Annotated in this window: 20 protein-coding genes and 1 pseudogene; 8 read left to right on the forward strand and 13 right to left on the reverse strand. The window is 58.9% G+C overall.

Annotated elements, in window-relative coordinates; all coding sequences use genetic code 11:
• Window positions 1–178 precede the first annotated feature (178 nt).
• On the forward strand, window positions 179–1,951 hold the full coding sequence (ttrS, locus tag GVK32_RS26410; protein ID WP_159873689.1) for a tetrathionate respiration histidine kinase TtrS: 1,773 nt from the start codon (window positions 179–181) through the stop codon (window positions 1,949–1,951).
• Window positions 1,926–2,540, forward strand: a complete 615-nt coding sequence (gene ttrR, locus GVK32_RS26415; protein WP_159873687.1) for a tetrathionate respiration response regulator TtrR — start codon at window positions 1,926–1,928, stop codon at window positions 2,538–2,540. The genes ttrS and ttrR overlap by 26 nt, the downstream gene beginning before the upstream one ends.
• Before the next feature lie 56 nt (window positions 2,541–2,596).
• On the opposite strand, the gene GVK32_RS26420 is transcribed toward ttrR, so the two are convergent.
• On the reverse strand, window positions 2,597–3,484 hold the full coding sequence (locus GVK32_RS26420) for a LysR family transcriptional regulator (RefSeq protein WP_159873685.1): 888 nt from the start codon (window positions 3,482–3,484) through the stop codon (window positions 2,597–2,599).
• Window positions 3,485–3,596: 112 nt separating this feature from the next.
• On the opposite strand from GVK32_RS26420, the gene argC reads away from it, so the two are divergent.
• Window positions 3,597–4,520, forward strand: a complete 924-nt coding sequence (gene argC / locus GVK32_RS26425; protein ID WP_227697910.1) for an N-acetyl-gamma-glutamyl-phosphate reductase — start codon at window positions 3,597–3,599, stop codon at window positions 4,518–4,520.
• Between the two features lie 215 nt (window positions 4,521–4,735).
• Here the strand turns inward: argC and GVK32_RS26430 are convergent, their stop codons facing one another.
• The 8 genes from GVK32_RS26430 to GVK32_RS26465 form a co-directional block, all read right to left on the reverse strand.
• The gene (locus GVK32_RS26430; RefSeq protein WP_159873681.1) at window positions 4,736–5,098 is read right to left on the reverse strand and encodes a cupin domain-containing protein; all 363 of its coding nucleotides are present in this window, start codon (window positions 5,096–5,098) and stop codon (window positions 4,736–4,738) included.
• A gap of 77 nt (window positions 5,099–5,175) precedes the next feature.
• A complete protein-coding gene (locus GVK32_RS26435) occupies window positions 5,176–5,988 on the reverse strand; it encodes an AraC family transcriptional regulator (RefSeq protein ID WP_159873679.1) in 813 nt (270 codons plus the stop codon).
• A 94-nt stretch (window positions 5,989–6,082) separates the two neighbouring features.
• Window positions 6,083–7,198, reverse strand: coding sequence for a M20 family metallopeptidase (locus GVK32_RS26440; protein WP_159873677.1), 1,116 nt, complete (start codon window positions 7,196–7,198; stop codon window positions 6,083–6,085).
• Window positions 7,198–7,953 (reverse strand): glutamine amidotransferase, encoded by a 756-nt coding sequence (locus GVK32_RS26445; protein WP_159873675.1) that lies wholly within the window; start codon window positions 7,951–7,953, stop codon window positions 7,198–7,200. Before GVK32_RS26445 ends, GVK32_RS26440 begins: the two co-directional genes overlap by 1 nt.
• Window positions 7,954–7,967: 14 nt before the next feature.
• Entirely contained in the window at window positions 7,968–9,047 is a 1,080-nt protein-coding gene (locus tag GVK32_RS26450; RefSeq protein ID WP_159873673.1) for a phosphotriesterase, read from the reverse strand.
• Window positions 9,048–9,050: 3 nt separating this feature from the next.
• Window positions 9,051–10,052 (reverse strand): ABC transporter permease, encoded by a 1,002-nt coding sequence (locus GVK32_RS26455; RefSeq protein ID WP_200842947.1) that lies wholly within the window; start codon window positions 10,050–10,052, stop codon window positions 9,051–9,053.
• 18 nt (window positions 10,053–10,070) lie between these two features.
• Window positions 10,071–10,817: an ATP-binding cassette domain-containing protein gene (locus GVK32_RS26460; RefSeq protein ID WP_161795676.1), complete on the reverse strand. Its 747-nt coding sequence runs from the start codon at window positions 10,815–10,817 to the stop codon at window positions 10,071–10,073.
• Window positions 10,818–11,197: 380 nt separating this feature from the next.
• Window positions 11,198–12,220 (reverse strand): LacI family DNA-binding transcriptional regulator, encoded by a 1,023-nt coding sequence (locus tag GVK32_RS26465; RefSeq protein WP_159873669.1) that lies wholly within the window; start codon window positions 12,218–12,220, stop codon window positions 11,198–11,200.
• A 343-nt stretch (window positions 12,221–12,563) separates the two neighbouring features.
• Here GVK32_RS26465 and GVK32_RS26470 point away from each other — a divergent pair, with 343 nt between their 5' ends.
• Window positions 12,564–13,517 (forward strand): substrate-binding domain-containing protein, encoded by a 954-nt coding sequence (locus tag GVK32_RS26470; protein WP_159873667.1) that lies wholly within the window; start codon window positions 12,564–12,566, stop codon window positions 13,515–13,517.
• Between the two features lie 3 nt (window positions 13,518–13,520).
• Here GVK32_RS26470 and GVK32_RS26475 read toward each other — a convergent pair whose 3' ends face one another.
• Window positions 13,521–14,390 (reverse strand): PfkB family carbohydrate kinase, encoded by an 870-nt coding sequence (locus GVK32_RS26475; RefSeq protein WP_159873665.1) that lies wholly within the window; start codon window positions 14,388–14,390, stop codon window positions 13,521–13,523.
• A 26-nt stretch (window positions 14,391–14,416) separates the two neighbouring features.
• Here GVK32_RS26475 and GVK32_RS26480 point away from each other — a divergent pair, with 26 nt between their 5' ends.
• Window positions 14,417–15,262, forward strand: a complete 846-nt coding sequence (locus tag GVK32_RS26480) for a BtpA/SgcQ family protein (RefSeq protein WP_159873663.1) — start codon at window positions 14,417–14,419, stop codon at window positions 15,260–15,262.
• Entirely contained in the window at window positions 15,262–15,906 is a 645-nt protein-coding gene (locus GVK32_RS26485) for a TenA family protein (RefSeq protein WP_159873661.1), read from the forward strand. The genes GVK32_RS26480 and GVK32_RS26485 overlap by 1 nt, the downstream gene beginning before the upstream one ends.
• Before the next feature lie 185 nt (window positions 15,907–16,091).
• Here GVK32_RS26485 and GVK32_RS26490 read toward each other — a convergent pair whose 3' ends face one another.
• On the reverse strand, window positions 16,092–16,790 hold the full coding sequence (locus GVK32_RS26490) for a GntR family transcriptional regulator (protein ID WP_159873659.1): 699 nt from the start codon (window positions 16,788–16,790) through the stop codon (window positions 16,092–16,094).
• A gap of 261 nt (window positions 16,791–17,051) precedes the next feature.
• Between GVK32_RS26490 and GVK32_RS26495 the strand changes: the two genes are divergently transcribed.
• Window positions 17,052–18,587: a PTS transporter subunit EIIC gene (locus GVK32_RS26495; RefSeq protein WP_159873657.1), complete on the forward strand. Its 1,536-nt coding sequence runs from the start codon at window positions 17,052–17,054 to the stop codon at window positions 18,585–18,587.
• A gap of 11 nt (window positions 18,588–18,598) precedes the next feature.
• Window positions 18,599–19,927, forward strand: coding sequence for a 6-phospho-alpha-glucosidase (locus GVK32_RS26500; RefSeq protein ID WP_159873655.1), 1,329 nt, complete (start codon window positions 18,599–18,601; stop codon window positions 19,925–19,927).
• Between the two features lie 112 nt (window positions 19,928–20,039).
• On the opposite strand, the pseudogene GVK32_RS26505 reads toward GVK32_RS26500, so the two are convergent.
• Both GVK32_RS26505 and GVK32_RS26510 read right to left on the reverse strand, forming a co-directional pair.
• Window positions 20,040–20,324: pseudogene (locus tag GVK32_RS26505) on the reverse strand (DUF1440 domain-containing protein); the annotation flags it as partial.
• Window positions 20,325–20,332: 8 nt separating this feature from the next.
• Window positions 20,333–20,614 (reverse strand): IS1 family transposase (locus GVK32_RS26510; RefSeq protein WP_227698080.1); only part of this gene is annotated, 282 nt, incomplete at its 5' end.

Consider the following 20,614-nt stretch of genomic DNA (forward strand, 5'->3'; position numbering starts at 1 on the left):
ATTTTCTCCCCTCACGCGGCAACAACGAAACATGGGTCACGCCGTTGGTTTACGTATGATGAATAAACAATGTCGATGATTTACAGTGTAAAAATCGCCGCCGGGCGGCTCTATTGTGGTTAACCACATACCCGGCGGCTTGTTGATCTAAAACAACATAATCGGCATGGATGATGGGGTGAGAGAGAAAACGATGAGATCTCTGGCGTTACTGGGGCTGGCGTGGCTGCTGACCGGCGCGGCGTGGGCGGGGTCATGGCAGGTGGGCGTCCTCGCGATGCGCGGAGAGGAGGCCACGCGCGGCCACTGGCAGCCGCTGGAGGCGCAGCTCAATCAGCAGCTGCCGGGCGAACGGTTTCATATTCTGCCGCTGGATTTGCCGCAGATGCAGGCGGCGGTGAGCAGCGGCAGCGTGCAGTTTGTGGTGACCAACCCCGCGCAGTTTGTGCAGCTGAACAGCCACGCGTCGCTGCGCTGGCTGGCCTCCCTGCGCTCTTCGCCCACAGCGGGCAACGTCACCGGCAGCGCGATCCTCGTGCGCCGCGACGGCGGGATCGCCGCCGTTCATGATTTGATTGGCAAAACGGTGGGCGCCATCGACCCGCTGGCCTTCGGCGGCTACCTGCTGGGGTACAAGGCGCTGAGCGATAGCGGCCTGCGCCCCGAGCGCGACCTTCGCCTGACGTTTAGCGGCTTTCCCGCCGATGCGCTGATCTATCTCCTGCGCGAAAAGGCGATCGACGCGGCGATTGTCCCGGTGTGTCTGCTGGAGAAAATGGACCACGAGGGACTGATAAATAAAAGCGATTTCGTCGCCCTGATAAAGCGGCCGACCGCCATTCCCTGCTTAACCAGCACGCCGCTCTATCCCGACTGGTCGTTTGCCGCGCTGCCTGCGGTGAGCGATGACCTCGCCGACAGGGTCACCCGCGCGCTGTTTAATGCGCCGCAGCAGGCGGCATTTCACTGGGGGGCGCCGGCGTCTACCGCCGAGGTTGAGGCCCTGCTGCGCGAGGTGCAGCAGCATCCGCAGCAGCGGCGTCTGTGGCTGGACGTTAAAAGCTGGCTGATTCAGCATCGGCTGCTGATGGGCTCCGCGGCGCTGGTGCTGCTCCTGCTGACGCTGAACTACGTCTGGGTGATGCTGCTGGTGCGCCGGCGCGGCAGGCAGCTTGAGCGTAATGGCGTCCAGCTGCGCCAGCAGGAGCAGGCGCTGGCGACGGCAAGGCAGATGAGCGTGCTGGGGGAGATGACCTCCGGTTTCGCCCATGAGCTGAACCAGCCGCTTTCGGCTATCCGCCATTACGCGCAGGGCTGCGCGATCCGTCTGCAGGCCGAGGATCGGCAGCATCCGTTACTGCCCGCGCTGGAGCACATTGACCAGCAGGCGCAGCGCGGGGCCGATACGGTGCGTAATCTGCGTCGCTGGGTCAGCCAGGCGCAGGGAAACCCCGTCCCGACGGACGAGTGGGAGCGCATCGCCGTTGGCGATGCGCTGCAGCACGTCTGGCAGCTATTAGGCATGGCGCAGCATTTTCCCGCGCTGGCGCTGCATAACGGAGCCCGCAGTGACCTGAAGATAACCCTGCCGCCGGTTCTGCTGGAGCAGGTGCTGGCTAACCTGATCCTCAACGCCGCGCAGGCGGGGGCCACGGCGGTGTGGCTTGAGGCGGCTGGCGAAGCCGGGGGCCTGCGCATCACGCTGCAGGACAACGGGGGCGGAATTGATGACGCGCTGATGCAGCAGGTTTTCCAGCCGTTTGTGACCAGCCGTCGGGAGGGCATGGGGCTGGGGCTGGTGATTTGCCAGCGGCTGGTGCGCTACTGTCAGGGGGAGATAGCGATCGTCAACCGGGCGGCGCCCGACGGGCTGGCCGGAGTGGCCGTGGTACTGGATTTCACCCATCGGGAGGAGAAGCGCGACAATGGCAATAATACATCTGCTGGATGATGACGTGGCGGTGACCCGCGCCTGCGCCTTTCTGCTGGAAAGCCTCGGCTACGCGGTGCGGTGCTGGGAGCAGGGCGAAAGGTTTCTGGCCGAGGCCGATCTGTATCAGCACGGCGTGCTGCTGCTGGATATGCGCATGCCGGTGCTGGACGGACAGCGGGTGCACGAGGCCCTGCGACGGCGCGAAAGCACCCTGGCGGTGGTGTTTCTGACCGGCCACGGTGACGTGCCGATGGCCGTGGAGCAGATGAAGCGCGGGGCGGTGGATTTTTTACAGAAGCCCGTATCGGCTCAGGCGCTGCAAACGGGGCTGGAACACGCGCTGGCGGTCTCTTCGACGGCGATCTCCCGGCGCCAGATAGTGAACTGCTATCAGCAGCTCACGCCGAAGGAGCGCCAGCTGCTCGGGCTGGTGGTAAAAGGGCTGATCAACCGCGAGATTGCCGAAGCGATGAGCATCGCCGTGCGTACGGTTGAGGTGCATCGCGCAAGGGTCATGGAAAAGATGCAGGCCAGCAGCCTCGCGGAGCTGGTCAGCAGGGTACAGGCCGTGCCCGATACCCTGCGCGGGGAGGCCACGGGGAGATAGCCCCGGCCGATCCGGCGGCGTGCTCCCTCAACCCTATTCTGCAGCGGCCGATGAATTTACGCCTGGCGCAGATCACGCAGGGCTGACAGCAGGTGCTGCGTCGAAAGCGCGTTTTCACTCTCCCGCCAGGCTAATCCCAGCTCTCTCCACAGCGCCGGCTTTAAGGGGCGAATGGCGATGCGGCTATCGGCGGATAGCTGGGTGCCCGATTCAAGCGGCAGCAGCGTGGCGCCATAGCCGGCACCCACCAGGCTTTTAATGGCATCGTTATAATCCAGCGTGATCCGCGGCGTGGGGCTATGGCCGGTATCGGCAAACCAGCCGCTGGTCAGCTGCGACAGATGGGTGCCGGAGCCGTTCAGTACCAGAGGTTTTGCCATCAGCCATTGCGGGGTCACAAACTCCGGGGCCGTCCAGTCCGCGGGCAGGAACGCGACAACGGGGTCCCGCCGCCAGGCGTCAATCTTCAGGCCGCGGCTCCGGGGCTGCGGCAGCGCCACAATACCGATATCGAGTGAACCGGATTTCAGCTGCTCAAGGGTCTGCTGCGACGTCAGGATGGTGATGTGCACGTCAATATGCGGATGGGACTGCGCCAGCTTTTCAAGGGCCCGGGGCAGGAGATAAGCAATGGCGCCGGTGGAGGCGCCTAGCCGGACCTGGCCGGTGAGCCCCTGCGCCTGGCGGGATATGTCGTCAAGCGCATAGGCGACGTCGGCAAGGAGCCGGCGGGCGTGGGCGACCATGTTCTCGCCAATCGCCGTCGGCCTGACCTTGCCCCGGGTGCGGGAGAGCAGCTTCGCCCCCACGCGGCCTTCGAGCTCGGAGATGTGCAGGCTGACCGTCGGCGGCGCGAGGTGCAGCTGCCGGGCGGCTTCGTTGAAGGAGCCGGTATCGGCAATGGTGATCAGCGTGCGCAGCTGATCGAGATTGATCTCGCGCATTGGCGTACCTCAGAAAAACTGAATTTGATGTTAGGATAATTCAACTTTACCAATACTTAAACCTGGCACAACATTCAGGCACTGACGTTCTACCCGGTTTAAGGAAATGACGATGACTCACGTATTTATTGATGGCGAGCAGGGCACGACGGGTTTGCAAATCCACGACCGCCTGCGCCACCGTACGGATATTAAGCTCATGACTCTGCCCCCGTCCCAGCGCAAAGACCGGCGGCTTCGGGCGGAGATGCTGAACGGCTGCGATATCGCCATTCTGTGCCTGCCCGATGACGCGGCGCGCGAGTCGGTGGCGATGCTGGAGAATCCGCAGGTGCGCGTAATTGATGCCAGCTCGGCCCATCGCAACGTCTCCGGGTGGACGTACGGTTTCCCGGAGATGAGCGCCGACCAGCCCGCACGCATCAGGGCGTCGACGCGCGTCACTAACCCAGGCTGCTACCCAACCGGCGCGATTGGCCTGCTGCTCCCGCTGGTTAACGCCGGGCTGCTGCCCGCTGATTACCCCGTTTCCATTCACGCCGTGTCCGGCTATTCGGGCGGCGGAAAGGCGGCGATCGAGCTGTACGAAGGCGGGGAAGCGGGTTCTGGCCCTGCTTTTCAGGCGTATGGCTTAGGCCTCAGGCACAAGCATGTTCCGGAGATCGCGCGCTACGCCGGGCTTTCAACCCCGCCGTTTTTCATGCCGGCTTACGGCGCCTACCGGCAGGGGATTATCCTCAGCGTGCCGCTACAGCAGCGCCTGCTGGCTGAACGTGCCGATGCGGCGGCAGTACATGCCTGCCTGACGCAGCATTATCGCCATAGCGAGCTGGTCAAGGTGCTGGCGCCTGCGGTAGCGGGTGAGATTGAGCGCCTCGATCCCCAGCGGCTGAACGGCACCAACGAGATGGCGCTGGGCGTATTTTCCAATCCTGAGAGCGGGCAAATCCTGCTGACGGCAGTTTTCGATAACCTCGGCAAAGGGGCGTCGGGCGCCGCGGTGCAAAATCTGGACCTGATGATTGGCGCCGGCTAACCATCGCCCGGCGTGAGATTATGCGCGCTATTCGCGGGACCGCGAGGGCTGATGGATAACCCGCCGGATGGCGGACAGCGCGGGTGACTATGGCTGCAGCTTTTAGGGCGGCAGGCATTGACGCCTTCCCGTCATATCCTTGAGATGACGTCGGGAGGGCTCGTCTGCCGGGACGGAGATGATGGCGGACGCCGGGATGACGTTATTTGGCTAAGCTAAATCCAAACATCAGTTTTTGCAGTTCGTTCACCCCCTTCATGGCCGGTATTCACTATGCCGCGGGGTTCGATAAGCATGATTTTTGCTTCAGCTTGTGCGTAGGTTTTATGTTCGATTCCGCGCGGAACAACGTACATTTCGCCCGCATTGACCGCCACTTCGCCATCGCGGAAATAAATTGTCAAAACACCGTCGATGACAATAAACACCTCATCGGTTTCCGGATGAGCGTGCCAGACAAAGTCGCCGAGGATTTTGACGACCTTAAACTGATAATCATTCATCTCCGCAATGACTTTGGGCTGCCATTGCTCGGTGACAAGCGAAAATTTATGTTCAATATTAATCGGTTGCTGCATTTTCAGACTCCTCATGTAAGAAGAGTCGAGCATAGTGAATCCCTCAAAGGATAGATTGAACGATCGTGCAGGCGGCCTTATACGTTTTTAATGAACCGCAGCCAGCGGCCGGGAGAGACGCCAAAGTTGCCGATAAACTGGCGAGTCATATGGCTTTGATCCGAAAAACCGCAATCAACGGCAATATCTGCCAGGTTTTTGCCCGTTAACATCAGCCTTTTGCACTGTATCAGCCGACGCATCGTCACGTATCTATACGGGCTGGTGCCGAACAGGGCGCGAAAGTCGCGGCTGAGGCTCCAGCGATCTTTTCCGCTGACAAGGGACAGCTCATCCAGGGTAATAGAGGTGTCAAAACGGCAGTGGATGTACTCTCTTGCCCGCTCCGCCGCAGGATAGTCGTAGACTTTTCGTCTGGAATGCTGCCCTCCTACCGCCGCAAGCGTGTGGGCCAGATCGTAAAGCGCATCGTCTTCTTCAAGCGTTTCAAACGCCTCATCCATTGCCTTGAGTAAGGGCTGAGTGGCGGCAAATAGCCGCGGGTCGGTAGAGAGTCCGTCTGTGATAAAGGGTAATGGCTTGCCGCCAAGTATCTTTTGGACCAGCGCCGGCTCGATATAGATCATGCGATACCGGAATCCATCCTCCGTCCCCGCCTCTCCGTCGTGGACCTCATCCGGATGTAGCACCATCGTCCCTCCAGGCAGGCTATGGCGCCGGCTGCCACGGTAGCTGAAGCTCTGCACCCCGGAGAGCGTGCGGCCGATAGCGTAAGTATCGTGCCGATGAGGAGAATATCCATGGCCGCTAAAAAAAGCTTCAATGCGCTCTATTTTCGCCGCAGATTGGGCCGGTTTGACCCAGTCTTTTAAGCCTTTAATTTGTGACATCAGGAAACGCCTTCGCCTGGCAAAACGGAGAGCCCATTGTGCAACAGCCTCGCGCTTGCGCAAAGCGAGCTGTTCGGCAGGCGGATGAAGATTGTTACGCCATCCAGTCGCCGATAATCTCCCCGTACAGCCGCTCGGCCTCCTCCAGCCGGCTGAGCAGGCAGTACTCGTCGGTCTGGTGGGCCTGCGACGGCTCGCCGGGGCCGAGAATAATGCACGGCGGATTACCCAGCGCGGGCAGCAGCAGGGAGGCGTCGGTGAAGTAGGGCACCACCCGCGGCTCCAGCGGCTCGTCGTGCAGCGGCTGGCAGCGTTGATAAACCTCGGCTATCCACGCGTGCCGCGCTTCGCTCAGCACCGCGGGCAGATCGACCAGGGGGGTGAGCGTCACGCTCTCGCCAAGCAGCGCGCTCAGCCGCTGTCGAATGGCGGCGTGCTGCAAATTGGGGGCGCTGCGGATATCGACATCAAAGCACGCACGATCCGGCACGGAGTTAATATTGAGCCCGCCCTCAATGCGCCCGACGTTGAGCGTGGGCTGCTTCATCAGCGGATGCGGGGCGCCGGGCGAAAAATGGCGAATCTTACCCAGTGCATCCGCCGCCAGATAGATGGCGTTAATCCCCAGCTCTGGCATCGCGCCGTGGGCGGTTTTGCCCCGGGTTTCAGCGCGCAGCCACAGCGCGCCTTTATGCCCGATAACCGGGTAATTGGCGGTAGGTTCGCCGACGATCAGCGCGCCGATCTCCGGCAGCGTAGAGGATTCGATCAGCGCCCGCGCGCCGTCGCAGCCGGTTTCTTCCCCGCCGGTGATCAGCAGCACCGCACCGCGCCCTTTGAGGATCGCCTCCCGCCGCTGGACGCAGGCGACGGCAAACGCCGCTACCGCCGCCTTCATATCGCTGGATCCTCGCCCGTAGAGTCGCCCGTTCTCAACCTGCGAGCCGAAGGGATCGTAGCGCCAGCGTGCGTTACCGAGCGGCACGGTATCCAGATGGCCGGTAAAGGCCAGCGGCTTACCCGCCGTCGCCCCCGGCAGCCGGGCAACCAGATTGCCGCGCCCTTCGCCGAACGACGATAGCGCAACCTCGAAGCCGCGATCGCGCAGCCAGTCGGCAAAAAAGCGCATGCAGTCGGCTTCGTTTCCCGGCGGATTGATGGTATTAAAGCCCAGCAGCCGCTGGGCCAGTTCGCGGGTAGAGTTGGCCATCAGCCGCGTTCCGTCAGCCAGTCGAGGCAGTTAATCCACAGTTGGCGATAGCCGGGCCATTTCGCAAACTCCTCGGGCAGCCAGTGGGCGGACATATCGCTGGTCCACACCAGCGAACGGCCCCGCTGATATTCGCGCACCGCCAGCAGCGGATGCCCGGTCCCGGCAACCGTCGCCAGCAGCCTGCCCTCCGGATGCATTTCCACTTCGTTATAGCCCAGCAGCCACGGCCACTCGCCGGGAATATCGTTAAACAGGGCGTGGGATTCGGTGACTTCGGCGTAGCAGCCTTCCGGGGTTTCAATACGATCGTCCCACGCCAGGCAGCGTACCGGCAGAACCTTCTCCACCGCGGTATGGCGATAGCGCGCGCCGCCGTTAATCCCCTGGAAGCTGTAGTAGCCGCCAATCATCATCAGCGAGCCGCCGGCGGCAACGTAGTCATGCAGCAGCGTCAGGCGGTTGGCGGTGCGGCGGCTTTTCAGCCAGGTGTCGGGGTGCAGCAGCAGCGTGTTGGCGCCAATGTCCGACAGGATAATCGCATCCCACTCCTGCAGTTCCTCCTGCGTCAGCGGGAACTCGGTGGCCGCCGCGTGGGCCGGCATATAGGTGACGTCATAGCTGCTGTCGGCCAGCACGGCCAGAAAATCCGTCGCGCCGGTGTGCCAGGTGGCGGTAGCAAACTGATCGAAGCCTTTAACGTGCGTTGAGGTGCTGGTCCAGGATTCACCGACCAGTAAAACTTTCTTCTTCATTATGACTTTCCTTTTTATCCGCCAAATACCCGCTGGGGATTGCCAATCATCAGGGTTTCAAGCTGTTCGCCACTGACGCCGTGGCGGCGCAGGCGAGGAACGAAATGCTTGAGTATGTAGCCATATCCGTGACCGCCGTAGCGGGTGAGCATGGTCTTCAGGAAGACGTCCTGCGACAGCAAAATCTGCTGGATATAGCCGTCGTCAATCAGCTCCCGGATGGCGCGGGCGTTCTCCTCGTCGGAGGGCGACTGCGCCGACTCATCGGCGTAGTAGTAGCTCATGCCGATCATGTCGTATTCGAGAAACGCCCCGCGCTGCGCCAGCTCGCGCTGATAGCGCTTGTCGGCAAAGCTTGGGTTCATATGGCACAGCACCGTATGGCGCAGATCGGCCCCTTCCTGTTCGAGAATATCCAGCACCCGATGGCCCAGCCGCTCCCAGCCCGGCAGGTGGACCTCGATCGGTACGCCGGTCGCGGCGCTTGCCCGGCCTGCCGCGCGCAGGGACTTCTCTTCATCGGCGGTGAAGCGGCTGGAGACGCCGATCTCGCCGATCAGCCCGGCGATGACCTCCGGCTTCTCCTCCGCACCGCCGAGGTCGTAGATCAGCCGCTCGGTCAGCCGTTCGACGCTGCTGCTCTTCACCCACTCGGGGTGCGACGGCTCCAGATAGAAGCCGGTGCCCATAACAATGTTCAGGCCGGTGAGGCGTGCGATGCGGGCCAGCGCCAGCGGATCGCGGCCGATGCCGATATTGGTCGGATCGACCACCGTTTCCCCGCCCAGGGCGCGATATTTGGTCAGCTCTTCAATTGCCACGTCGACGTCAAACAGCTGGCAGTTATCGCGGCTGATGAGCGGGTTCAGCGACAGCTCGCCGAGGTTTTCCATCTTCACCGGCATTTCGGCAAGATGGCGATCGCTGCAGCAGCAGGGCGGTACCCACTTGCCGGAGGCATCCAGCAGGATATGCTCATGCATCAGCGTGACGCCCATCTCGCCGACCGGCAGCGGGCCGAGCACCGTCATCACGTAGCCGCTGCTGATGCCGACCGGCAGCGGAGTGGGGTGGCGAAAAATTGATCCTTTCATGAGCTATCCTTTCGCCGCAGATCGCGTGGGGTTAAGAATGCGGGTGTTGAGCCAGATAGCCAGCAGGATAATGGTGCCGGTGGCTATCTGGGTGTAGAACGGCGAGATATGCGACAGAATCAGCCCGTTCTGGATAACCGCAATCGACAGCGCGCCGAGCAGCGTACCGATAATGGTGCCGAAGCCGCCAAACAGGCTGGTGCTGCCGAGGACCACGGCGGCAATCACCTGCAGCTCGAAGCCTTCCCCCTGGTTGGACGAGCCGCTGCCGAGGCGCGCGGTAATGATCATGCCGGCCAGCGCGGCGGCCATTCCGCTGATGATATACACCCGCATGGTCACCGCTTTGGTGTTAATCCCGCTGCGTCGTGCGCCCTCGGCGTTGGCACCGATCGCCGTGACGTAGCGGCCAAAGCGCATATGATTCAGCACGATATGCCCGATAACCAGGATCATAATGCCGATCAGCGCCGGCATCGGGATACCCACAACCCACGCGCGCCCGATAAAGGTAAACAGGCTGTCGGCGGGGACGGGGATCGAGTAGCCCTGGGTCACCAGCAGCGCGATGCCGCGGACCACGGCGAGGGTGGCGAGGGTGACGATAAACGCCGGGATCCCTTCATAGGCGATGAAGAAGCCGTTGATGGCGCCGACCACGCCGCCGAGTAGCAGGCCGCCGAGCAGCACCACCGGCCACGGTAAACCCCAGTTGTTGAGGGCGATGGCGGAGAGCGCGCCCACCAGTGCGAGGGTGGATCCCACCGACAGGTCGATGCCGCCGGTGGTAATCACCAGGGTCATCGCGGTCGCCACGATCAGCAGCGGGGCGCTCTGGCGAATGATATTCAGCCAGTTGGTCCCGGTAAGGAAGTTGCTGGTAATGAGTGAAAACACCACGCAACAGAAGACGAAAAACAGCGCGATGCTGACTACGCCAGAGTGGTTATGCAGCAGGCGGCGCGGCAGCGAATGCTGGATCATGCGGGAGCTGCTTAAGTTCATGATACTCATCCTGTTACCTCAGTGTGCTGCCGCTGAGCGAGCGGTGAATTTTTCGCCCACGATCAGGTTTACGATATCGCTCAGGCTGGTGTCGGCCACCCGCCGGTCGGCGACGTTAGTGCCTTCATACATCACCATGATCCGATCGCAGACGAGGAAGAGATCCTGCAGACGGTGGGTGATCAGAATGACGCTTACGCCGCGAGCCGAAACGCGACGAATAAGTTCCAGAACCGCCTCCACTTCCGCCACGGCAAGCGCGGCGGTGGGCTCATCCATAATCAGCACCTTGGGGTCGAAGGCCGCCGCGCGGGCGATGGCAATGGCCTGGCGCTGACCGCCGGAGAGGTTGCGCACCAGCAGGCGAGTATCGGGAATAGAAATACCCAGCCCCTTGAGCATCTCCCGCGCGTCGGCGTGCATTTTGGCCTCGTCGAGGAAGGGGATGCCGAGCACCGATTTCATCGGCTCGCGGCCCATAAACAGGTTGCCGGCGACGTCAACGGTGTCGCACAGCGACAGGTCCTGATACACCATCTCGATATGGCAGCGGCGAGAGTCCGCCGGGTTAGTAAACTGGTGCTGTTCACCGTCGATGCGGATAGTGCCGCTGGTGGGGATCACCGCCCCGGACAGCACTTTGGTCAGGGTTGATTTCCCCGCGCCGTTATCGCCCACCAGGCCCAGCACTTCGCCCGGAGCCAGCTCCAGGTTTACGCCGCGCAGGGAACGTATCGACCCGTAGGTCTTGGTGATATTGATCATCTCTACCCTTGGCGGGATAGTTTGTGGCTGCTGCATCCGATCGCTCCCATCGCTATTGCCGGGAAAATGTTTGCCGTCGTGGGTAAAAGACTCCATCCAACACGGTTTACGCCCTTGTAAACCGGTTTACCTGCGGAGTGGAGCTTTCACAAGCACAGTCAGGTCAAACGCTATTTAAGATATTTGTTCGCCAGTAAGAACATTGCAGCATCCGTGCCAGGGCAGAAAAACCACAGCAGCCCCATCACTTAACCCTATGTAACAAAAAGAATTTATTAACGGTTTATAAGTAAACCGGTTTACTAATTATAATAAAGGGATTTTAAGTTGAACGTTTTTTGCGCCAAATTTGGGCGCTTTTGCGCCATTTTGGGACGCGCTTAACAAATCTTGATCGAATCGCGTCCAACCCATTCTACCGGCAGGCGGGTTTCCGCCGGGATATCCTGCTCGTTATTTAGCAGGCGCAGCATGATGCTCACCGCGGTGCGGCCCAGTTCCCGCGCGGGCTGGCGGATGGTGGAGATGCGCGGCTGGGTAAAATCGGCATAGTTAGCGTCATCGAAGCCGACCAGCGACAGCGCCTCCGGCGCCTGTAGTCCGCAGGCGCGCAGCCCGTCGAGCAGACCAAGCACCAGATAGTCGCTGGCGGCAAAGACAGCGGTGGGGCGCAGCGGCTGGCTGAACAGGCGCTTAAGCGCCTGCTGGCCGAACTCGCGCTGGTAGTCGCCGTACATGACCCACTCGGGGGGCCAGCTGAGGCCGGCCTGCTCCATTGCGGTGCAGAATCCCTGGTAGCGTTCACGCACGCTCATCAGCTTGTCCGGCCCGCCGACGAAGGCGATATGGCGATGCCCGGCGGCGATCAGCTTTTCTGTGGCAATTCGCCCGCCCTGGACGTTATCGGCAAAGACCTTCGGCACCTTGCTGCCCGGAATATCCTCATCCAGCAAAACGATGCGCTCGTGACGCTGAACCTCTTTACGCAGCAGGCCGTTATCGGGGCGGTTGGTGGTGAACAGCAGGCCGTCGACCTGGCAGGTATCCAGCCAGCGAATGAACTGGCACTCTTTTTCCGGGTTGTTGCGGGTGATGCACAGCACCAGGCTGTAGCCGCTGGCCGAAGCGGCCTCCTCGGCGGCGTCGGCCAGTTCGGCGAAGAAGGGGTTGGTGATATCGGGGAGGACCAGACCGAGGGTTTCGCTGCCCCCTTTGCTAAGGCGGCGTGCCAGGCTGTTTCCGCGATAGTCCAGCTCGCGGATCGCCGTTTCAATGCGGTCGATAGTTTCCTGCGGCAGCACGATATTGTTGTTCATATAGCGAGATAAGGTGGCCTTCGACAGTCCCGCCAGCTTTGCCACATCGGATAACAATACGCGTTTTATACTCATTTCCTGCGCCATTTCTGCCAGAGTCGGCTATCTGTAACATAGTTAAGCGCGGTCAATACAGCAATTTTTCCGCCCGCGGCGGCGCTAAATAAATGCTTGACAAAATTTAATCGGCGGAGAATTGTATAAGAAGTTTACCGCATCATCCGGGAAGTCATTCCCAAACCCGCTTAAAACATTCCAGTCGCGCACCGAAACGGACCGGTTGCCGGAATGCATCAAGCAGGTATTAGCCAAACGATCTGCGATCGTGCTGGCCATATACGATATTTGCCCGCCAAAAAAATACTCTTTCTGCGTTCGCACCGCGGCGCGGAACTCTGCTGGCTATCAATTATTCCCGACGAGGATACTGATGATGTTATTTAACACCGGAAAACTGCGTTTTATTGCTGTTGCAACGTCTCTGCTGGCATCGGTTAGCTTTATTTCTGCCGCCAGCGCCGCCAATCCAACCTATGCGTTAGTGCAAATCAATCAGCAGGCGCTATTTTTTAATCTGATGAATAAAGGCGCGCAGGATGCGGCTAAGGCGAGCGGCAAGGATTTAGTTATTTTCAACTCCAACGATAATCCCGTCGCGCAGAATGATGCGATTGAAAACTATATTCAGCAAGGCGTTAAAGGCATCCTGGTTGCCGCCATTGACGTCAACGGAATTATGCCAGCGGTAAAAGAGGCCGCCGCCGCTAACATTCCGGTGATTGCTATTGATGCGGTATTACCGGCGGGGCCTCAGGCGGCCCAGGTCGGCGTGGATAACATCGAAGGGGGACGCATTATTGGTCAATACTTCGTTGACTACGTGCAGAAAGAGATGGGCGGTCAGGCGCGGCTGGGGATCGTCGGCGCCCTGAACTCGGCGATTCAGAACCAGCGGCAGAAGGGCTTTGAGGAGACGCTAAAAAGTAACCCGAAAATTACCATCGCCAACGTCGTTGACGGCCAGAACGTGCAGGATAAAGCGATGACCGCGGCGGAGAACCTGATTACCGGCAACCCGGATCTGACGGCGATCTACGCTACCGGCGAACCCGCGCTGCTCGGCGCTATTGCCGCGGTGGAAAACCAGGGGCGGCAGAAGGATATTAAGGTCTTCGGCTGGGATCTGACGGCGAAGGCGATTTCGGGCATCGACGGCGGCTACGTTACCGCCGTGCTGCAGCAGGATCCTGAGCAGATGGGGGCCCAGGCGCTGAAGGCGCTGAACACCATTACTTCGGGTAAAACCGTGCCGAAAACCATTCTGGTTCCGGCTACGGTGGTGACCAAAGCGAATGTGGATTCCTATCGCTCGCTGTTTAAGTAATCTTCAGGCATCGCCCGCCGCTAGCAGGGCGGCGAGCTCGCGGCCGTCGGGAAAGGCGCTGAACGTACCCCGACGGCTTACGGTGATGGCGGCCGCGCGGCTGGCATGAGCCAGCGCCAGAGCATCGGGCGCTACGCCACGCCGCAGCGCGGAGGCCAGCATAACGGCGAGAAAAGTGTCGCCCGCGCCGGTGGTATCAAGCGCCTCGGCGGCGGCGGCGGGAGAGAATCGGCGCTGGCCATCGCGAACCAGCCAGGCGCCGGCGGCGCCCTGGGTAATGACGAGGGTGGGTACGCCGTAGGGCTGTAGCTGCTCCGCTTCCGACTCATTCACTACCGCGATATCGATAAGCGGCCACAGGAGGGCGAAATCAGGATTGACCGGCGAAGGGTTAAATACCGTGGTCATCCCGCGCGCTTTGGCGAACTGGAACAGGGCCCGCGTCTTTTCCAGCGAGAAGTTACCCTGCTGCAGCACAATATCGCCCGCAGCGCCCTCTGCCAGATGCGGCAGAATATCATCGAGGCTAAAGGTATCGGCGGCGGCGGTAGTGGTAATAATGGCATTATCGCCATCGGCGCTATTTAAGATAATAGAGGTATCGCTATGTTGGTTGAAATTTTCGACGGGTAGCAGCGTCAATGGTTCATTTATTAGCTGCTGGCGTATCCAGGTTCCGTTGCTGTCATTTCCCGTGGCCGCAATTAAGTGCGTATCTATGCCGCAGCGGGATAATATAATCGCCTGATTCGCGCCTTTTCCGCCGAGATCCTGCGAAACTTTAATGCCATGAATCGAGGTGCCTTTTTTCGGTATATCCGAAATAGACCACGTCTCATCTACGGTAATATTACCGATAACGTAAACACGCATAGTGTTCCCTTAACAGGATGGATAACATGACTTCTATATCAGCAGAAAAACCTAACGCAATACAAGATATTTTTTCACGTCGCAAAGTTGTCATCGGTGTCATTCACTGCGACCCCTTTCCAGGTACGCCTAAATATCGTGGTAAATCAGTGAGTGATATTATTGAGAGAGCGCTCAGGGATGCCGAAAATTATATTGCGGGGGGCGTTCACGGCCTGATTGTTGAAAATCACGGCGATATTCCCTTTGCCAAACCGGAGGATATTGGTCCTGAAACATCGGCGCTGATGGCGGTCATTACCGAGAAAGTTCGCGAGCGTTTCGGCGTGCCGCTGGGGATTAACGTGCTGGCCAACGCCGCGATTCCCGCGCTGGCTACCGCGCTGGCCGGTGGGGCCGATTTCGTCCGCGTAAACCAGTGGGCCAACGCCTATATCGCCAACGAGGGGTTTATTGAAGGAGCGGCAGCGAAGGCCCTGCGCTATCGCAGCCAGCTGCGTGCGGAGCACATTCGCGTCTTTGCCGACAGCCACGTTAAGCACGGCAGCCACGCCATCGTCGCCGACCGTTCGATTCAGGAGCTGACCCGCGACGTGGACTTCTTCGAGGCCGACGCGGTGATCGCCACCGGCCAGCGCACCGGCGATAGCGCCACCATGGAGGAGATCGATGAGATCCGCGCCGCCACCGAGCTGCCGCTGCTGGTGGGTTCCGGCGTGACGCCGGCCAACGTCTGCCAGATCCTTGGGCGCACGCAGGGGGTGATCGTCGCCAGCACCATGAAGGTGGACGGCGTTTGGTGGAACGATGTCGATCTGGCGCGGGTGCAGCACTTTATGTCGGTTGCTCAGGCCGTGCTGGAGGAGGCGTAATGGAGGACTTTAGCGAGCGCCTGCTGCGTGAACATCAGCAAGTCTGGCAGGCGATGCAGCAGCACCGCTTTGTGGTCGATATCGAGCAGGACAGGCTGCCGGAGACGGTTTTTAACCGCTATCTGGTCTTTGAGGGCAACTTTGTCGCCACGGCGATTGCCATTTTTGCCCTCGGCGTCAGCAAGGCGCCGGATATTCGCCAGCAGTGCTGGCTGATCGGCGTCCTCAACGCGCTGGTGGACACCCAGATCGCCTGGTTTGAACAGGTGCTGGCCGAGCGCCGGGTTAATCCTGCCGACTATCCCGACGACCGCCCCGGGGTACGCCGCTTTCGCGACGGCATGCTGCGCATCGCCCGGGAGGGGGGCTATGAACAGATTATTACCCTGATGTTTGGCGCGGAGTGGATGTACTACTGCTGGTGCCGGCGGGTGAGCGAGGGCAGCCAGAGCGACGCGGATCTGCGGCGCTGGGTCGACATGCATGCGGAGGAGGAGTTCTACCGCCAGGCCTGCTGGCTGAAGGAGGAGCTGGACCGCTGCGCAATGGCGCTTAATGAAAGCGAAAAACAGGCGCTGTCGGCACTGTACGGCGAGGTGCTGCAGTGGGAGATTGATTTCCATACCGCGGCGTATGAGGCGTAACCGCAGCGATAAGCACGGGGCGACCTGAAACGGCGCCCCTGCCGCCGGGCGTTAAAGAGGGTATCCGGCGCATCGTGGGGCAGAGGGGACAGCCGATTCCCCTGCGCTGCACGATGCGCTGCTTGCATGCGTGCGTCCGGGGGCAGGCGGAAGCCTCAGGCCGCCAGCCTTCGAAGGCTGGCGGCCTAACGACGGGTGATATGCTTGACGTTGTATTTGTTGGTGTTCTGGTAGATATCGGATAAATCGACGCAGATATTATTCTGCGTATAGCTGAGCGACTGGACCCGCAGCAGGAGGCTGTTTGCCGGTACCTGCAGGAACTCCGCCTGTTCCCGGGTGGCGAGAACCGGGGAATAGCTGCGGTGGCTCTCCAGAATGGAAATATTGCACTCTTTCTTGAAATAGTTAAATTTCGATCTTTCCAGATTGCCGATGCTCAACCATGGAAAAAACGCCACCGGGATATAGCTGTTTTCAATCAAAATGGGCACGTCGTCGATAAGGCGAATGCGCCTGACGTAATAGACCTTCTCCCCCGGCTCAATTTTTAGCTGCTGGGCGATCGCCAACGGGGCGTCGATCATGGTGAATTCAATCACCTTATTGCGGTAATTGGTCACGCCGACGACATGCATCTGGTAATTAAACCCATCAAGTTCGCCGCCGTGGTAGTTGTTCTTGCGCGCCACGTACGAGCCGCTGCCGTGCCGTTTGACGATCAGCTTTTCCTCCTCAAGCAGCGTCAGCGCCTTGCGGATAGTCATCACCGACGCCTGCAGTTCCTCAGCCAGCGTCTTCTCGCTGGGTAGCGCATCCCCGATTTCGTACTCATCGCTGTTGATGCGATTTTTTAGCTCACCTGCAATTGATTTATATATCACTTATAGATGTCTCAGATTGATGAGTGACTTTGCGAGATCTCAAGTAATTCATTGATTAGTATCTAAATAAATTAACGCATGAAAGCTGTCGGCACAATGTCATCTAAAAATAAGGTTTTACATATATATCTATTCCACCCAAAGGTATATGACTTCTATCACAAATGATGGTTTTGCCGATCTGATTTATTTCGGCCTCGACATAAGCTGAGTTCCATGTTCCGCGGCGCTGGCAGGCGTCGGATGGTAAAGGGGTCGACAATGGTTGGGGTTAAAAAATTACAGGACTTTTCGAAGGCGATGATTGGGCCAGTTTTATATCTGCCGGTCGTTGGCCTTTTGATTGCATTACTCAGCATCACTACCAATAAATTATGGGTGGCCGAAAGCAGCACGCTTTATCTACTGGGTAAATATGTTTCCAGTATGCTTTGGGCAATCATGAATAACCTCGGCTTTTTCTTTTGCCTCGGGCTGGCCAGCGGGCTGGCAAACAGCCGCAAAGCGGAAGCGGCTTTCGTAGCGGCCATGACCTGGTTTATGTATCTGGCGGCAAATAACAGCTGGCTAACCCTCACGCAACGACTGGCCGAAGGCAGCAGCAATGCGCAGCTATACGGCAGCGGCCAAACCTTTATTTTTGGCTTCCAGGTTATTGATATGGGGGTGTTTCTCGGCATCATTCTCGGCTGCGTCGTGGCGTTTATCCATAACCGCTTTGTGGCGATAGAGTTTCAGGGCGCGTTCTCCATCTACGGCAACAGCAAGCTGGTGCTGATCGTCATGATCCCGCTGGTGGGTCTGTTTGCCATCGGCACCGTCTATATCTGGCCGATTGTTGAGCATGGCATATCGGCGCTCACCGGCGTGATGAAAACCTTCGGTGCGGCGGGCGTGTTTCTGTACGGCTTTCTTAACCGCTTTCTTATTCCAACAGGCTTACATCACCTGATCTGGTCGCCCTTTGTGTTTACCTCCATCGGCGGGCAGCTACTGATAGACGGCCAAACGGTCGTCGGGGCGAAGCCCATTTTTCTCGCCGAAATTGCCAGTAATACCGGCGGCGCCTTAAGCGATTCGGCGCGTTTTTTAACCTACGGGATGGTGAAAATATTTGGTACGGCGGGAATGGCCCTGGCATTTTATAAAACCGCGAGGCCGGAGAATAAGCAGAAATTAAAAATCACCCTTATTCCGCTGATCGTCACCTCGTTTCTGGTCGGCATCACTGAGCCCTTTGAGTTCCTGTTTATCTTTACCGCACCGCTGCTCTGGCTGGTCTATTCGCTGCTGGATGGCTTTTTCCAGATGCTGGCCTGGCTCCTTAACGTCCGGGTCTGTGCAACCAACGGCATTATCGATTTCATTGTTTATAACATCCCGGCAGGGGCGCACCTGACGCGCTGGCCCATCTTTGTGGTTCTGGGCCTGATGGAAACCGCGACCATATACTTTGTCGGTAAATTCCTGATTACCCGCCTTCGGCTAAATACGCCGGGCCGGGAGCAGGGCGAGCCCGGCGCTGAAAAAAAGGCGAGCGCCGGTCCGGCGGGTCAGGCATCGGGTGAACAGGTGGTCCTCGGGCTTGGCGGCAAAGGGAACGTCTGCTCTGTCGATAACTGCTTTACACGACTGCGGGTTGACGTGCGGGACCCCGCTTTGATTCAGGAGAGCCTTCTGAAGAGCAGCGGCGGCGCCAGCGTCATTATCAACGGTCATCATGTTCAGGTTATCTACGGCGTAGGGGTGAATAAAGTCCGCAGTGCCGTAAATAGCTATTTAGATATTCATGAATAAAGAGGTGGAAAATGAAAGATAAATTTGTTGTCACTATTGCCGGCGGTGGCAGTACCTATACTCCGGGGATTGTTATGATGCTGCTGGAAAATATGGACCGCTTTCCCCTGAGCGAGATCCGGCTGTATGACAATAACCCCGAGCGTCAGCGCGTTATCGGCGAAGCCTGTACCATTCTGGTGGCGGAGCGCTATCCGCAGGTTGCGTTCAGCTTCACAACCGATCCGCAGGAGGCGTTTACCGGCGTTGATTTCGTGATGGCCCATATTCGCGTTGGCCTGTATGAGATGCGGGAAAAGGACGAAAAAATCCCGCTTAAGTACGGCGTTATCGGCCAGGAAACCTGCGGGCCGGGGGGCATTGCCTACGGTATGCGCTCCATCGCCGGCGTGCTTGAGCTGGTGGATTATATGGAGACCTACTCGCCGGGGGCGTGGATGCTTAACTATTCCAACCCGGCGGCTATCGTTGCCGAGGCGACCCGTCGATTACGCCCCACGGCGAGGATTATCAATATTTGCGACATGCCGGTCGCCATTGAAGGATTGTTTGCCGACATCCTCGGGTTCTCGTCGCGTAAAGAGATGAACGTCAGGTATTTTGGCCTGAATCATTTCGGCTGGTGGACCAGTATTACGGATAAAGCCGGCAATGATTTAATGCCCGCCCTGAAGCACCACGTTGCCGAGTTGGGGTACTGCAGCCCGAAAGAGGATTTTCAGCATAAAGCGCCGAGCTGGATTGAGACCTTCAAAAAGGTGAAAGACGTCTTCGCCCTCGATCCCGATACGCTGCCGAATACCTACCTGAAATACTACTTCTATGCCGATTACGAGGTTGCCCACTCCGACCCTGATTTTACCCGCGCCAATGAGGTCATGGCGGGAAGAGAGAAGGAGGTGTTCGATATGGCCAGAGAGATAGTCGTGCGCCAGAGCGCCAGCGAGGCCCATTTCCACGCCGGGGCGCACGCGACCTTTATCGTCGACCTCGCCTGCGCCATCGCGTTTAATACCCAGGAGCGGATGCTGCTGATCGTGGAAAATAACGGCGCTATCGCTAATTTTGATGATACGGCGATGGTTGAGGTCCCTTGCCTGGTGGGAATTAACGGTCCGGAGCCGCTGGCGATGGGAAAAATTCCGCTTTTCCAGAAGGGGATGATGGAGCAGCAGGTGGCGGTGGAGAAGCTGGTTGTTGATGCCTGGGTTGAGGGCAGCTATCAGAAGCTCTGGCAGGCCATCACCTTGTCTAAGACGGTGCCGAGCGCCTCGGTGGCTAAAGCTATTCTCGATGACTTAATTGCTGCTAACCGCAGCTACTGGCCGGCGCTGAAGTAAACCTCTGCCTGCCGTCGCTATGCCCGATGAACCCTGTCGGGCATAGACGGGAGCTGGGCGCCATACGTTGTGCACCTTGCTCATCCGGGGCGCCGCGTTGGTGCCCGTCGGATTACCTGAATGGAGAGCTCAGGGGCACTTCTGCACCAGGTTGGTGAGTTATCCGGTTGCGCAGATCGCGACGGATCATCTCAATCGCCCAGAACCAAAATATATGTCCGACCAGTTCAGAGATATATTCCCCGGCGGGTATATTGAGCAAGGAGGGCGTCAGGCCCAGCAGCGGGAATGAAATCCAGTGAACGGCAATAGTGGCGATAATCCCTGCCCATGCCCCCTGCCATAATTTGACTTTAGGAAATACCTCAGCGACTACGCAATACCCAATGGCGGTAATGCCTCCAATTAGTAGAACATATACTTTTCGATGAATGAGCTGATGACTTTTTCGTGGACTTCGATGGAGCGTGAGAAGCAAATCGTTTTGCGAGCCAGACGCTTAATGCGGGTGCGGAGTGTCAGGTTGTTACGCTCAATGCGTTGCGCAAAAATCTTGCCCGTCAGGTGCTTCTCCTTCGGGACTTCTCTGGCATAGCTGCCCCAGTTGTCACTGGTTATCATACCGATGCTGAACGGCGTTAACAGGGCCAATAACTCCCGGCAGGTCTCATCTGTACGCGGATCAAA

This window comes from Klebsiella sp. 18074, from assembly GCF_902705905.1.
Taxonomy (GTDB): Bacteria; Pseudomonadota; Gammaproteobacteria; order Enterobacterales; family Enterobacteriaceae; genus Klebsiella; species Klebsiella terrigena.

Coding starts and splice junctions, on each gene's coding strand:
- GVK32_RS26455 (WP_200842947.1), bottom strand. CDS start 10,052: ATGAACTTAAGCAGCTCCCGCATGATCCAGCATTCGCTGCCGCGCCGC.
- GVK32_RS26485 (WP_159873661.1), top strand. CDS start 15,262: ATGGAGGACTTTAGCGAGCGCCTGCTGCGTGAACATCAGCAAGTCTGG.
- GVK32_RS26465 (WP_159873669.1), bottom strand. CDS start 12,220: ATGGCGCAGGAAATGAGTATAAAACGCGTATTGTTATCCGATGTGGCA.
- GVK32_RS26440 (WP_159873677.1), bottom strand. CDS start 7,198: ATGGCCAACTCTACCCGCGAACTGGCCCAGCGGCTGCTGGGCTTTAAT.
- GVK32_RS26420 (WP_159873685.1), bottom strand. CDS start 3,484: ATGCGCGAGATCAATCTCGATCAGCTGCGCACGCTGATCACCATTGCC.
- GVK32_RS26495 (WP_159873657.1), top strand. CDS start 17,052: ATGGTTGGGGTTAAAAAATTACAGGACTTTTCGAAGGCGATGATTGGG.
- GVK32_RS26470 (WP_159873667.1), top strand. CDS start 12,564: ATGATGTTATTTAACACCGGAAAACTGCGTTTTATTGCTGTTGCAACG.
- ttrR (WP_159873687.1), top strand. CDS start 1,926: ATGGCAATAATACATCTGCTGGATGATGACGTGGCGGTGACCCGCGCC.
- GVK32_RS26500 (WP_159873655.1), top strand. CDS start 18,599: ATGAAAGATAAATTTGTTGTCACTATTGCCGGCGGTGGCAGTACCTAT.
- GVK32_RS26460 (WP_161795676.1), bottom strand. CDS start 10,817: ATGATCAATATCACCAAGACCTACGGGTCGATACGTTCCCTGCGCGGC.
- GVK32_RS26480 (WP_159873663.1), top strand. CDS start 14,417: ATGACTTCTATATCAGCAGAAAAACCTAACGCAATACAAGATATTTTT.
- GVK32_RS26450 (WP_159873673.1), bottom strand. CDS start 9,047: ATGAAAGGATCAATTTTTCGCCACCCCACTCCGCTGCCGGTCGGCATC.
- GVK32_RS26475 (WP_159873665.1), bottom strand. CDS start 14,390: ATGCGTGTTTACGTTATCGGTAATATTACCGTAGATGAGACGTGGTCT.
- GVK32_RS26435 (WP_159873679.1), bottom strand. CDS start 5,988: ATGTCACAAATTAAAGGCTTAAAAGACTGGGTCAAACCGGCCCAATCT.
- argC (WP_227697910.1), top strand. CDS start 3,597: ATGACTCACGTATTTATTGATGGCGAGCAGGGCACGACGGGTTTGCAA.
- GVK32_RS26445 (WP_159873675.1), bottom strand. CDS start 7,953: ATGAAGAAGAAAGTTTTACTGGTCGGTGAATCCTGGACCAGCACCTCA.
- GVK32_RS26430 (WP_159873681.1), bottom strand. CDS start 5,098: ATGCAGCAACCGATTAATATTGAACATAAATTTTCGCTTGTCACCGAG.